General features: G+C 50.2%; 11 protein-coding genes. 9 read left to right on the top strand and 2 right to left on the bottom strand.

Annotated elements, in window-relative coordinates:
• Positions 1-31 precede the first annotated feature (31 nt).
• The 5 genes from ACW9SV_RS10560 to ACW9SV_RS10540 all read left to right on the top strand — a co-directional run bounded on the left by ACW9SV_RS10560 (position 32) and on the right by ACW9SV_RS10540 (position 4,876).
• Positions 32-460 carry a response regulator gene (locus ACW9SV_RS10560; RefSeq protein WP_479556727.1) on the top strand — a complete coding sequence of 143 codons (429 nt, stop codon included), beginning with the start codon at positions 32-34 and terminating at the stop codon, positions 458-460.
• 13 nt (positions 461-473) lie between these two features.
• Complete coding sequence (locus tag ACW9SV_RS10555) at positions 474-2,807, top strand: hybrid sensor histidine kinase/response regulator (protein WP_479556726.1); 2,334 nt, start codon at positions 474-476, stop codon at positions 2,805-2,807.
• Between the two features lie 65 nt (positions 2,808-2,872).
• Complete coding sequence (locus ACW9SV_RS10550) at positions 2,873-3,400, top strand: DinB family protein (protein ID WP_479556725.1); 528 nt, start codon at positions 2,873-2,875, stop codon at positions 3,398-3,400.
• Between the two features lie 75 nt (positions 3,401-3,475).
• The gene (locus tag ACW9SV_RS10545; protein WP_479556724.1) at positions 3,476-3,961 is read left to right on the top strand and encodes a nucleoside deaminase; all 486 of its coding nucleotides are present in this window, start codon (positions 3,476-3,478) and stop codon (positions 3,959-3,961) included.
• A 165-nt stretch (positions 3,962-4,126) separates the two neighbouring features.
• A complete protein-coding gene (locus ACW9SV_RS10540) occupies positions 4,127-4,876 on the top strand; it encodes an OBAP family protein (RefSeq protein ID WP_479556723.1) in 750 nt (249 codons plus the stop codon).
• Positions 4,877-4,920: 44 nt separating this feature from the next.
• Here ACW9SV_RS10540 and ACW9SV_RS10535 read toward each other — a convergent pair whose 3' ends face one another.
• Together ACW9SV_RS10535 and ffh are read right to left on the bottom strand one after the other, a co-directional pair.
• Positions 4,921-6,270: a family 8 glycosyl hydrolase gene (locus tag ACW9SV_RS10535; protein ID WP_479556722.1), complete on the bottom strand. Its 1,350-nt coding sequence runs from the start codon at positions 6,268-6,270 to the stop codon at positions 4,921-4,923.
• Positions 6,271-6,442: 172 nt separating this feature from the next.
• Positions 6,443-7,780, bottom strand: a complete 1,338-nt coding sequence (gene ffh, locus ACW9SV_RS10530; protein ID WP_479556721.1) for a signal recognition particle protein — start codon at positions 7,778-7,780, stop codon at positions 6,443-6,445.
• Positions 7,781-8,001: 221 nt separating this feature from the next.
• Here ffh and ACW9SV_RS10525 point away from each other — a divergent pair, with 221 nt between their 5' ends.
• The 4 genes from ACW9SV_RS10525 (at position 8,002) to ACW9SV_RS10510 (ending at position 14,033) form a co-directional block, all read left to right on the top strand.
• Entirely contained in the window at positions 8,002-9,327 is a 1,326-nt protein-coding gene (locus ACW9SV_RS10525; protein ID WP_479556720.1) for a glycosyltransferase family 4 protein, read from the top strand.
• Positions 9,328-9,401: 74 nt separating this feature from the next.
• A complete protein-coding gene (locus ACW9SV_RS10520) occupies positions 9,402-10,715 on the top strand; it encodes a polysaccharide deacetylase family protein (RefSeq protein WP_479556719.1) in 1,314 nt (437 codons plus the stop codon).
• A gap of 133 nt (positions 10,716-10,848) precedes the next feature.
• Positions 10,849-12,327, top strand: coding sequence for an oligosaccharide flippase family protein (locus ACW9SV_RS10515; protein ID WP_479556718.1), 1,479 nt, complete (start codon positions 10,849-10,851; stop codon positions 12,325-12,327).
• Positions 12,328-12,440: 113 nt separating this feature from the next.
• Positions 12,441-14,033 carry a T9SS type B sorting domain-containing protein gene (locus tag ACW9SV_RS10510; protein ID WP_479556717.1) on the top strand — a complete coding sequence of 531 codons (1,593 nt, stop codon included), beginning with the start codon at positions 12,441-12,443 and terminating at the stop codon, positions 14,031-14,033.
• Positions 14,034-14,067 lie beyond the last annotated feature (34 nt).

The raw sequence follows: 14,067 nt of genomic DNA, 5'->3' as shown, positions 1-14,067 counted from the left end.
CCCCTCTGCTTACCCTTATTTCTAAAACGTTTTGAAAACTACACACGCCCATATTCTGCTAGTGGAGGATGATCCGCAGGATGTAGCCTCCACTAAACGCGCTTTTCAGGCCCAAGGCATAGAAAGCCCTATCCATGTTGCGATCAATGGAAAAGTGGCGCTGGATATGCTGCAAGGAAGGGGCATGCCGGCACTAAACCCAACCCCAAAAATCATTTTACTGGACCTGAACCTGCCAGAGATGGGAGGTCTGGAATTCCTGAAAGAACTCAGGAAAGACCCCAAACTGAAAGCCTGCAGCGTTTTTGTCATGACGGGGCAAAGCTCAGAGAAAAATGTGTTGGAGGCGTATGACTTGAATGTGGCCGGCTACATTGTAAAGCCTTTCCAATACAACTCGTTTTTAGAGGCAATTGCCACCCTTAACTCTTTCTGGAATCTCATTGAATTACCCAACTAACGATTTCCCTCTCATGGAGCCCGCCGTAAAGCTTCTGATTGTTGATGACGATGAGGTGGATCGCATGATTATTAAGCGGTCTTTGCGGACGGCGCAATTGGAGGCATCCATCAAGAACTCCACCCTGGGTTCAGAGGCACTGGGTCTGTTGGCCCAGGAAACATTTGACTTTATCTTCATCGACTTCATGCTCCCCGATATAAACGGGCTGGAGTTGTTGCAGAAAATACGGGAAAACGGCATCACCACCCCGGTCCTGATTGTCACCTCACAAGGCGATGAGCGCATTGCCGTAGAGGCTATCAAAACTGGGGCTTCTGATTACCTGCCCAAAACCCTGCTTACCCCGGAAGGTATTTCCAAAAGCATCCGGTCGGCCATTCGGTTGCACAAGATAGAGCAGGAACGGCTCCAGACCCAGGAACAGCTGATAGGCACCCAGAAGCAACTGGAAACCGTGATTAACGGGGCTCCTATCATTCTGTGGGCCGCAGACCAAAACGGGATCTTCACCATGGCGCGCGGAAAAGGCCTTTCGCTCATCGGAAGAGAAGAAGCCCAATCGGTGGGCAGTTCCCTTTTTGACATCTACGCCGATTACCCTCCCATCATCACGTGTGTGAAGCGGACACTCAAAGGAAACCAGGCCAAGTGCACGGTCAATATTCGGGGCGTTTGGTTTGACTGTCTGTTCCTGCCCATGAAGCAGCCTAACGGCACCGTCAGCGGAATCATTGGGGTTTGCTATGACATCACCGAGCGGATCATGATTGAGGAGCAGCTTAAGCAGGCGAAGGACGAAGCCTTGAGCATGGCCCAGGTGAAAGAGCAGTTCCTGGCCAACATGAGCCACGAGATCAGAACTCCCATGAACGGAATTCTGGGTTTAAGCGAGGTTTTGGCAAAAACCCCTTTAAACGAACACCAGAAAGAGTACCTGCAGGGCATCCACGCTTCGGCCAACAACCTCATGGTTATCATCAATGACTTGCTTGATTTCTCCAAGATTGAAGCCGGCAAGATCACCTTTGAGGTTATTCCATTTAACTTAAAGCAAACCATCAAACAGTTGTTGGACATCTTGGAAATCAGGGCGAAAGAGCGGCACAACTCTTTAAAACTCCTGTTTGACCACGAGATTCCGGAGATAGTGGAAGGCGATCCGTTCCGGTTAAGCCAGATTCTAAACAACCTGCTGGGCAACGCCCTCAAGTTCACTGAGAACGGCTCGGTCCGCCTGAATGTGGAGGTTATTGCCCAGGAAGGAAACCAACTACAGCTAGAGTTTTCGGTTAAAGACACCGGCATTGGTATTCCGCAGGAGAAACTGGAAACCATTTTTGAGAAGTTCACCCAGGGCAGCAATGACACTACCCGTAAGTTTGGCGGTACTGGTCTGGGCTTGTCCATTGCCAAAGAACTCATTGAAGCGCAGGGCGGGCAGATCTTTGTGGAAAGCGAAATGGGCCGCGGCAGTACGTTCCGTTTTGTGCTGCCTTTCCAGAAAGTAGAGGAAAACCTTGAGCAACCGTTTAAAACAAATTCACCGGCAAACCTAAGCAATCCGGTGCTACGGCACGCCAGAATCCTGCTGGCCGAAGACAACTCTGTGAACCAGATGTTGGTGAAGAAGGTGCTTCAAGACCAGGAAGTAAACCTCACCATCGTGAACAACGGGCGCGAGGCGTTAGAGGTGCTTCAGGAGCAATCCTTCGACCTCATTCTCATGGACATGCAAATGCCCGAGATGGATGGGTACGAGGCCATGCACCACATCAGGGAAGAGATGCGGGCGCACAAAGATATCCCTATAATTGCTCTAACGGCCCACGCCTCGCAAGGAGAAACCCAGAAGTGCCTGGCCGCAGGCGCCAATTCCTTTATTTCCAAACCGTTTAGGGCCGAGGATTTATTGGATCAGATCACGGGTTTTCTTCAGGCCAAAAGATCGGATACTATTTCAGAGGAATCTACTTCTGAGACGGAGGAAGTTCAGATTGACTTGACTTACCTGCAGAACTTCGCCAATGGTAACCAAGAGTTCATGCGCGACATACTGCAGCTGTTCATTGACCAGACCCCGCGCCTGGTACAGGACCTGGCCAACGCGGTTTCAAATTCCAATTGGCCCGAGACCAGAACCCTGGCGCACAAGATAAAGCCTTCCATAGCCTTGGTGGGTATCCGGCAACTGGAAGACCTGAACAACACCATTGAACAATCTGCCTTGAACCGCACCAATACCGAGGCTTTACCAGCCTTAGCCGAGCAATTGGTTTCATTGGTGAACCGGTCTATCCGGCAGTTGAAAGTGGAACTGAAGAACCTTCAGGCGAAATTGGTTTGATGCATCTTCTGGTTTAGGGTAAATATACAGGAAATTGCCCCTAAACTACTTACACTCGTAAGCCAATGGTCATTAATACGCAACTAGCAGCCACCTTTGAACTACTTGAAAAGCAGCGGGAGGAATTCAGCCGTTGGGTGGAAAGTGCCCCTGAACCCACCCAGCACCAAAAACCCGCAGAAGACCAATGGTCGGCGGCTCAGGTGCTGTACCACTTGGCCAGAGTAGACCAACAGGTGGTGCAAGGCCTTGAAAAGAGGTTAAACAGTGGCAAACCCTTGCGGCCCCGCCGATTGGGCACCTGGGTAAGGTCTTTCCTGCTGAACCTTTTCTTGCGGCTTCCTCTAAAATTCAAGGCCCCGGCTGCCGTAAGCGAAGTACCTGAGCAAGTGGTGGTGAAAGAGGTAATCAGGCAATGGCAGGAAACCCGTGAGCGGCTTCGGGCACTTATTTCCGCATTCCCAGACCAGCAGTTAAACAAAGAAGTTTTCTTTCACCCCAGATCGGGGATGATCACCCTGCCCCAGACCCTGCGCTTCATGGTAGAACACACCGAGCACCACCGCCGGCAAATGAAACGGCTTCTTTCTTAGCGTGCCTTTCTTATCTTTGCAGCCCTTTTGCGGAAAAACCGCGTATTTACGTTAACCACAAACTCGCTACACCCCATGGCTGATACCACCTCGTCTAAAGAAAACTTCATGCGCGAAGCCATCCGGCTGTCCATCGAAAAAATGAGAGAAGGCAAAGGCGGTCCGTTTGGGGCCGTGGTAGTGAAGGACGGAGAAATCATCGCGCGTGGTTTTAACAACGTCACGTCCAGTAATGACCCCACCGCCCACGCCGAGGTTGACGCCATCCGGAAGGCTTGCCAGACTTTAGGCACCTTCCAACTTACCGGTTGCGAACTCTACACCAGCTGTGAGCCCTGCCCCATGTGCCTGGGTGCTATTTACTGGGCTCGCCCTGATAAAGTGTATTATGGCAACACCAAAGCAGACGCCGCCTCCGTAGGTTTTGACGATGCCTTTATCTATGAAGAACTGGAGTTGCCCCTGCATTCCCGCTCGCTCTCCATGGAACAGCTCCTGCGAGAAGAAGCCTTAGAAGGCTTTAAGGCCTGGGAGCAGCACGAAGGAAGAACCGATTACTAATGGTGTTTGTAAGGTTCTTTCTGAAAACTAGCCCCTAACCTTGCAGATATCTTTAAGCCTCTTCCTAAGAAGAGGCTTTTTAGTGCCAACCAGTTAGAGATAGCTTTGCACTCCTACCCTACCACGTAATTGCCGTAAGAATAGGACGACCTAAAAAGACGGCCTATGAAACTTACATACCCACTCCTATTCGCCTTTATGCTTTTCACCTCCTGCGGCGGAAACAACACTGATTCTTATGTAAAAGCCCCCGGGGGAGAGAAAACTACCAAAACGAAGGTACTGGAAGCCGGTGCCGATGTCCTGCAAAAGAAGACGCCGCTGTCCAAAATAGATGCCTACCTCAACGGCTTCCACTTCTACAACGGCAACATTCAAGGCCAGATGGAGGCGCATCACTACGTTACCCAACTGAACGAAGACCTGCACCAAGCCGTGATGTATGACGGAAACGGGCCCAATGCCAAGCTGATGGGCGTGGAATACATCATCTCGGAACGGCTCTTCAAAACCTTGCCGTTAGAAGAGCGCAAACTCTGGCACAGCCACCACTATGAGGTAAAATCAGGGGAACTGATTGCGCCGGGCATCCCTGATGTAGCAGAACACGAGTTAATGGAAAAACTGGTGAGCACCTACGGCAAGATCATCCACACCTGGCACACCGACCGTGACTTGGAACTTCCCTACGGCAGTCCCATGGTCATGATGGGTTTCACCAAAGACGGGCAATTAAAACAAGAATTAGTAGCTGACCGAGACAAACGTTTTGGAGTGTCTATGATGGAGAAACGCAAACAGCGCGAAGACATACCCATGCCCAAGGTAGTGGAAGGAGCTAATGCCTGGGAACAAGGAGACGTGCGGCAACTTCAGATCACCAACAAGTACGAAGCGCCCGAGCACCAGCACTAACGTTTTAGGTCTGGTTTCTAAAATTCAGGTCTGAATCATAAAGCCTACTTGGGTTCATAGATCCTGAACTGTCCGCTGCAATGGAGCAAACTCATCATATAAAGCAAGCCTCCGTAATAACGGTCGCCCACGGTATGAGGAACCGGTAAGTTCCAAAGCGCCTCGACAAACTCTTTGGCCATAGGATGCGTGGCAGCCAAACTTACAGTAGCGTTGGTAGACACCAACCCCGCAGATGGGCCGGGACTTACTTTTTTCCCGTCAAGCGTGTAGATGTGTCCATAGCTGGTGAGTCCCTCAGAAGCGAAGAAGGCATGTATTCTGTTGCTGAGTTCCTGCTCTCTGGGGTCTTTCTGCCACCAGGCCCAATCGACGCTCCAGTTCATGGCCGTACGCCAGGAGTCATAGGCAAAGTGATGCGAATTGGGGTTGAAGGGCGTAGTCACCTGCTTGCCGTCAAATTGCGCGTAATCAGGGGCTAAGCCGGTCACCGGGTGCGTGGTTTTATGGAAGAAGGCCCGGCTGGTATCAGCGGCGGCTTTCCAGAAACCCCGGTCCTGATCTGGTCCCCACAGCGCCCACAGTTCATAGAATGCGGGTAAATGGTACGATGGATCGGTGAACTTGCGGCCTTGGTTTGTAGGTACGAAGAGAATCATCTTGTGCTGCTCATTCACCATGGGACCAGAGGTCTGCGGCCCGAACTTGGTGGTACCAGAAGTCTCAGGATGGTGCCGCATGGTGGTCAGGATCTTATGGGCCCACTCCTTATAGTTGTAAATGCCTTGGCCATTACCCCATCGGCCGGAGGCAAAATACAGGGCGGTCACAAAGTACTCTTCCCCATCCGGAGCCGGTCCTTCTGAATTGCGCGTGCCATCAGGCTTCACCGACCAGGCAAAATACCCTTCGGAGGGGTGCCCCGGCTGATCCATATACATGTGCGTCATGGCATAGTTCCAGAGGGCATCAAACTCGGCTTTCTTGTCCATTTGCACGGCTATCATCATCCCGTAAGACATGCCTTCACTGCGCACGTCTTTGTTGTACACGTCATAGATGTAAGCTAGTGGTCCTTTCTCGTTCTTACCCGCACCAAAATAGATGGCCTGCGTGGCAGAGTCTCCCTGAAATAACTGCTGATAACCAGCTTGTAGCTTCCGTTGGATTTCTTCCTCTGCATGCTCGTTTTCTTTAAAGAGATTCCGGTATTGCTTGGTAGCGTAGGCTCCTTTTCCCTTCCCTACTTTCTCAGTTTGTCCAGCGTGAGTAGAGGAGTTTGCCCCAGGAGTACAGGACATCACCGATACCAATAGACTACAACCCAACATAAGAGGAACAGCAGCTTTGAGCCACATAGTACTAGAATTGAACCTGGACAAATCTGCTTTCATAGGATAGATGTAGTATGGGTAAGACCCCGAAGATTACTTAAGCCTCCTTGAAGACAAAATCTCCTTATGCTTTTTGGGGCTATTTTCCGAAAGATAGCTTAAAAACAGAAAGGCTCGCACCGGGGTGGTACGAGCCTTTCTCTAAAACCTTATTGATGTAAAGGAGCGACGATTAACGGCGTCCCATCATGCTGCCTAACTTGGCAAGTCCGCCTTTAGTGCCGGCCATCTTGTTCATGCTGCGCATCATCTTACGCATATCATTGAACTGCTTCATGAGGTTGTTCACCTGCTGAATGGTAGTTCCTGAACCTTTGGCGATACGGTTACGGCGGCTGCCGCTGATCATATCTGGGTTCTGCCGCTCTTCCTTGGTCATGGACTTGATGATAGCCTCAATTGGCTTGAAGGCACTCTCGTCAATTTCCACGTCTTTCAGCATTTTGCTAACGCCTGGGATCATACCCACTAGGTCTTTGATATCACCCATTCGCTTGATTTGCTCCAACTGCGACAAAAAGTCGTCAAAGTTGAACTGGTTTTTGCGGATGTTCTTGTTGATACGCTTGGCTTCTTCCTCGTCAAAGGTTTGCTGCGCACGCTCCACCAGGGAGATTACATCACCCATCCCCAAAATACGCTGGGCCATCCGGTCTGGATAGAACAGGTCCAAAGCTTCCATTTTCTCACCGGTAGAGATGAACTTGATTGGTTTCTCTACTACGGCTCTGATGGAAAGGGCGGCTCCACCTCTTGAGTCACCGTCCAGTTTGGTCAACACCACGCCGTCAAAGTTGATGCGCTCGTTGAAGGTTTTGGCGGTGTTCACGGCATCCTGACCGGTCATGGAATCCACCACGAACAAGGTCTCGGTTGGCTTGATGGCCTCCTTGATGTTGTAGATCTCTTGCATCATCGCCTCATCCACGGCCAAACGACCAGCGGTGTCAATGATGACTACTTTCTTACCGGTTCTCTTGGCGTGCTCTACCGCGTTGCGGGCAATGGAAACCGGGTCTTTGGATTCACGCTCGGCGTAGAACTCTACTCCCACTTGGTCGGCTAGCACGTTCAGCTGGTCTATCGCGGCCGGACGGTACACGTCGCAGGCAGCCACCATCACGCCTTTTCCTTGTCTTTTCAGGAAATTGGCCAGTTTACCGGTGAAGGTGGTTTTACCCGATCCTTGCAGACCGGCAATCAGAACAATAGCCGGGGAACCGTTGATGTTGATGTCTTTCTTCTCGCCACCCATCAACTCGGTGAGTTCCTCGTGCACAATTTTCACCATCAACTGGCCCGGGGAAACCGCAATCAGAACGTCACGGCCCATGGCTTCGTCCTTGATCTTGTCGGTCACGGTCTTGGCCACCTTGTAGTTCACGTCGGCATCTACCAGGGCGCGGCGCACTTCTTTGATGGTCTGGGCAACATTGATCTCGGTGATGCTGCCTTGGCCTTTCAAGGTCTTGAAGGCACGGTCCAGCTTGGTACTTAAGTTCTCAAACATGTGTGGTATATGACTGAGTTATGTAAAATTCAATGTATGACAAAGACAAAAATAAGCAGAATTTGCCGAAGTTCACCATCTTTTACCTAGAGGTACGTATATTCGGACTTAACTATACAGTTGCTGAACCGCAAATCTGTTTTTGTGCTGTTTTCTGTTAAACATCCCAGATACGGTTTCCGTTCGCTTCTTATCCTGTAATACCTGAAGACAGAAAGCTTTTGAAATCCGCTGGCACTCAAACTCCTCAATCAGCCTTATTGATCACGTATTACTGGCCACCCTCCGGGGGCGCCGGCGTGCAGCGTTGCCTTAAATTTGTGAAGCACCTGCCCGAGTTCGGGGTGAAGCCCACCGTAGTCACCGTTGATGAAAAGCAGGCCTCCTACCCCGTGCTGGACCAAACGCTGCTGGCCGAGGTCCCGGCGGAGGTACGCGTGATCAGGACTTCTACCCGCGAGCCGTTTGAGTTTTATAAGAAACTGACCGGCAAGAAAGACATCCCGTTCGGAGGCTTTGCCAACACCGGCCAGGAAAGCTGGAAACAAAAGCTGTTCAAGTTCCTGCGCGGCAACCTGTTTATCCCAGACCCGCGGGTGGGCTGGAACAGGTTTGCTTTTGCCGCCGCTAAGAAGGCCATCCAAGAACAACAGGTGAAAGCGATTGTCACCTCCAGCCCGCCGCACTCCACCCAGCTCATCGGGTTGAAGTTGAAGAAGCAGTTTGCCAGCCTCCGCTGGATTGCCGATATGCGCGACCCTTGGACTGACATCTATTATTACCAGGACCTGAACCATACTGCCCTGGCCCAGAAACTGGATGCCAGATACGAGCGTGAGGTCCTGGAACAAGCCGATGCTGTAGTTGTGGTCTCTGAGGACATGAAGCGCCTGTTCCTGAACAAGTCCACCACCATTGACCCCAAGAAGATCCACGTGATCCCGAACGGGTACGATGAAGCCGACTTTGTGCACTCCTCCATTCCTTCTAAAGAAGAGTTTATCATTACCTACACCGGCACGCTTACCGAAGCCTACAATGTGATTGGCTTCTTCCAGGCGGTGTGTGAAGTCATGACCAAAAACCCGCTCATGCGCTACCGCCTACGGTTTGTAGGGAAAGTATCCGCTGAGATCAAGCACCAGATTGAGGAAGCCGGGTTGCCCTTGATCACCGAGTACATTGACTACGTGCCGCACGAAGTATCTATTAAGTACCTCATGGCCAGCACTGTCCTGTTCATGGCCATCCCGGATGTGCCCAACAACTTCGGGATTCTGACCGGCAAGCTGTTTGAGTACTTAGCCTCCAATAAACCCATCATCTGCATCGGGCCCATCCACGGAGACGTGGACAAGATTCTTGACGAGTGCGGGGCCGGACGGGTGTTCCATTATTCGGGGTATGAGCTGATGGTAGATTACCTCATGCAGCTGAGTAAAACCTGGAAGGTGAACCACAACCTTGATCTGCCTTTCATCAACTACACTCAGTATTCGCGCCGTTCCCTTACTGAGCAACTGGCAAAACTAATTCACCAGAAATAGAGCCGTTTAGGGGCTGTTTTGCCGAAACTGCCCTCAAAACCATACTTAAACCTGAAAAGGCCGCGTTTTAAACCGTGTATAACTTCTTTGAATACGTCCTTTTCCATTTCCAGCGGCTGTACCACCTGCCTTCTCCCCTGGAGGTAAGCTACGGCTTGGACGGTAAAAGCAGGGTGCAAATAACGGCTACTTCAAGCACCTTTTTTGAGCAAGAACAGCCCCAACCCGTGCAGGTAGTCTGGAAAGAAGGACAAGGCACCAAAATCCCCCTCTTCTTTGATGAGTCTACTGACCAGCCCTGGTTTACCCAAAATGAGCAGGGACAGGTGATTGTCCAGTATGATTTGGTGGCCTCGGCCTTTTACCTGTTAAGCGGCTGGCAGGAATATTTCGGGAAAGACCGTGACCGGTTTGGCCGGTTCCCATACCGAGCTTCGTTGCAAAACCGGCATCGGTGTATTACCAAACCCTTGGTGAACTACTATCTTGAAATTCTCAGCGAAGCAGTTGAACTAGCCTACGGGCAAACGGTTTTGCCTAAACTATGGAACGGAAAACCCTTTGCTACCTGCCTCACCCATGACGTGGATTACCTGCAGAGCGCCTGGAAAGTAGCCGGCAAACCCGCCCTGCAAAAAGGGAACTTGGGTACCTTTTTGAAGCTGGCCCAGCAGAAATTCACCGGAGAAGATGCCTGGTTTAACCTGCCTCAGGTAGAAGAGGAACTGCAGAAACTAAATGCCAAAGGCACCTTTTTCTTCCTCCCGGAAGCTGCTCCTTTTGAGGGACACCCCAACGCTGATTATGACGTTTCCGCTCCGAAAATCCAAAAAGAGATAAAAAGGCTAGCTGAGCAAGAACACGAGATCTGCGTTCACGGAAGTCACGGCACTGGGATCAAGCCTCGGCAACTTCAAGCAGAACTGAAGAAGCTTCCCTTACCCGTGCAAGGAAACCGCTTTCATTACCTCCGATTTGATCTTGTGAAATCACCGGCTATTCTGGAAGAACTTGGCTTCAGCTATGACAGCAGCTTGGGCTTTCCAGAGCATTATGGATTCAGGAACAGCTACTGCCATCCTTTTAGGCTATATGATTTCAAGGCCCGACGTATGTCGAAGACCTGGGAAGTTCCCCTGAATTTGATGGATGTGACCCTAAACCACCCCAATTATCTGCAGCTTTCCCCGATGAAAGTGTTGCCCGCCATAACGCCTATGTTGGAGGAAATAATCCGGTTCCATGGCGTTTTCACGCTGCTGTGGCACAATGAAAATTTCAGTGACTACGGCATGCCAGGCGGACGGCAGATCTTTCATGAAATTACCCAGTTTCTGCAGCACCGGCAGACAAGTTTTCTAACCATGGGTGAGGTGGTGCAATTCTAAGCCTACAACTCAGCTTCACTCATTTTGGGGCATATAGCGAAAGCCACGGCAGAAGCTGTTATTTTTGCCCGCAGGCCGAGGCTGTAAATGGCCTTGTTTTAGAAAAGCAGCCCCAAAACGCCGCACGCACTCCATGGATGTCATCCGAAAGCAGGGTTATCTGAATACCATCATCTCCACTGTGGGCATGGTGGTGGGCTACCTGAATACAGTTTTAGTTCTCCCCTATTTCCTGGGTGATCCGGACAAAGTGGGGCTTACCCGATTTCTGCTAAGCGTATCACCCATGTTCGCGCAGTTTGCCGCCCTAGGGTTCACCAATACCAGTGCCCGCTTTTTCCCCTACTTCCGCGACCGAGACAAACAGCACAACGGTTTCCTGTTCCTGATGCTGGCCATTCCCATGCTGGGTTTCGCGGTGGTGACGGTTTTGTTCCTGCTCCTGAAGCCGGCGGTCTTTGAGGTGTACAGGGTTACCTCGCCGTTGGCGGTGGAGTACTATTACTACATTATCCCGCTCAGCTTTTTCACGCTGCTGTTCCTGCTCTTGGATGCGTACCTGCGGTCGCTCTACAAAACCATTGTGCAGACTTTCCTGCAGGATTTCCTGGTACGCATTTTCACCATGGCCTGCGCGGCGCTCTATTTCTGGGGATGGATAGACTTTCAGTGGTTTGTGATTCTGTTCATAGCGGCCAATTCCAGCACGGCTTTGATTTGCATTGTGTACCTACTGTGGCTTCGGCAGTTCTTTGTGCGGCCCGGCCGGAACATGTTCCAGATCGTGCCCATCAAGGAAGTGGTGCAGTACGGCTTGTATGCGTTCCTGGGGAACATCTCCGGCACCATCGTCACCTTCACTGATACAGCCATGATCATGATGTACCGGAGCCTGGCCGATGTTGCGTTCTACACTACAGGCTACTTTATCACCAGCGCTATTCTGGTGCCCTACCGGTCCATGAACAAGATTCTGAGTCCGCAGGTAGCCGATCTGTTCAAACTGCAGGACATGGCTGCCCTGGCGCAACTCTACAAGAACATGACCCGCGTGAACCTGCTCATTGGCTTGCTGCTGTTTTTGGGCATCTGGTGCAACGTAGACAATATCTTCGCCTTCATGCCCGCCGAGTACAGCGCCGGCCGCTACGTGATTCTGTTCATGGGCATAGCCCGTATTTTTGAATTGGCCACCGGCCTGAATGCCATGATTCTGGTGACCTCGCACAAGTACCGCTATGACCTTATTCTGAACGTGCTCATGGTCATTCTGGTCATCTTCACCAATTACCTGCTTATCCCAGAATACGGCATCAACGGCGCCGCTTTCGCCTCTATGCTGGTCCTCATCTTCATCAATGTTTTCCGGGTGGCGTTTGTGGGCTATTTTTTCAAAATGCAGCCCTTTGGGTGGGACTCCCTGCTGCTGCTGCTGATCGCCGGGGCAGCTTACCTGGCTTCATGGCTTCTTCCCCAACTTCCTCACCTGCTTCTGGATATTGCCGTGCGTTCCATCCTGATCACAGCGGTGTACGGAGGATTAGCCATCGGCCTGAAGGTCTCGCCAGAACTGATTAATGGGTTGGTCAAACTTAAGGCAAGATTCATTTAGTTCACTACCTTCTGTTGTAAATACCTTCTATTAAGCTATATTCCAAAAAAATAATATTTCTTAATTCTACCCAGCTTACTAAGGATTAAACATTCTATCTCCTGTACCCTATAATGAAAAGAATTGCCCTGTTGTGTGTTGCCCTCTTCGTACTTATTGCCCCATCTTTTTCCCAGACCTCGGTAGAAAAACTCATTGCTCACTTTCCCTTTGATGGTAACGTAAGAGACGTTAGCGGCAATAATCACCAGGCCACGATAAGGGGAGCCACCTTAACAACAGACAGGTTCAACACCCCCAACCGCGCCTATTATTTTGATGGCCTTGATGACAATATTGTGTTGGGGAGCAGTTTTGACCTTATACCCAAGACCATCAGTTTCTGGTTTAACGCCCACACCATAGATGCAAGCTCCAGGGTTATCTACGCCTCTGATAACCCAGATTTAAACTATGGCATCACGGCGGTGGAAATTAAAAAAATTGCCGGCCTTCCTAAATTAGCCACCCATATCACCAGTTCAAGAGACACCGCTAATGTTGTGGTTAACACCTGGCATTTCTTCACCATTACCGTGAACGAAGATTCTACCCACTTCTACCTGGATGGGGTTAAATTGAAAAGCAGAGAGCGGACCGGGTATCCAAAATCAGATACGGGGGTACCGCAAACCATTGTGGGGTCACATAGACAAGGGAACACCGGCAGTCTTTTTTTCCACGGCAAGATAGATGATGTAAAGATCTATAACCGGGAACTAACAAAGGAAGAAGTGAAAGTCTCTTACCTCGGGCTCTCCATCAATTTAGGCGAGGACTTCTGTATCAAAACGAATCAGATAGGCTTGGTGCCAGCCATGGGTTTTGAAAGCTATTTATGGAGCAATGGCTCAACAGAGCCTACTTTAAGGGTGACCCAACCAGGCAATTACAGCCTCATTGCTACAGATAGACTGGGAAACAAATATTACGGTGAAATAAAGATTTCCGCCTGCCCTCAGCCTGATTTTACCTACACGTTTGACTGCAAATCCAACACGTTCACTTTCTCCCCCATCCTGAACTTTCCCTATGATCGTTTTCATTGGAAATATGACCAGCAGATTGTACCCAATATTTTATCGCCGGTGCATAAATTCTCCACAGAAGGGGTAAACCAGGTTTCATTGAACGTGTATTATAAAGGAGAAGAATACACCATTGACAAGTTCATAAACTACACTCAAAGTGTAACTCCTTACCTGGGCAACGACACTACGCTCTGCACAGGGAATACGCTTACTCTTCAACCCGAAATTCTAAAAGGCACTGCCCTTAAATGGTCAGATGGCTCTACTGGAATATCTCTGGTTGTTTCTTTGCCGGGCACCTATTGGGTAGATGCCACCCGGGGAGATTGCGTCATCAGAGATGAAATTGTAATCAGCAACACAACCTGTCAGGAGGAAACTATAAGACAGGTGATGATTCCGAATATCTTTACCCCGAACGGCGATGGACAGAATGATTTCTTTCTAATACAGAACCTTAACGCTTCTGTCAAAAATAAATTAACAGTCTACAACCGCTGGGGCCAACAAGTATTCCATTCCCCTGATTACAAAAACGAATGGACCGGTTCTAAACAGGAAGGCGTGTTTTACTACGTGTTAACCTTGGGCGAAAAAGGTGACGTTTACAAAGGATGGGTGGAAGTAATAAGGTAACCTTTCCTTTTACCCGATTGATAGAATAAATGCG

The sequence above is a fragment of the Rufibacter sp. JT20002 genome (assembly GCF_056491185.1).
This window is presented reverse-complemented; position numbering and strand designations above follow the sequence as displayed.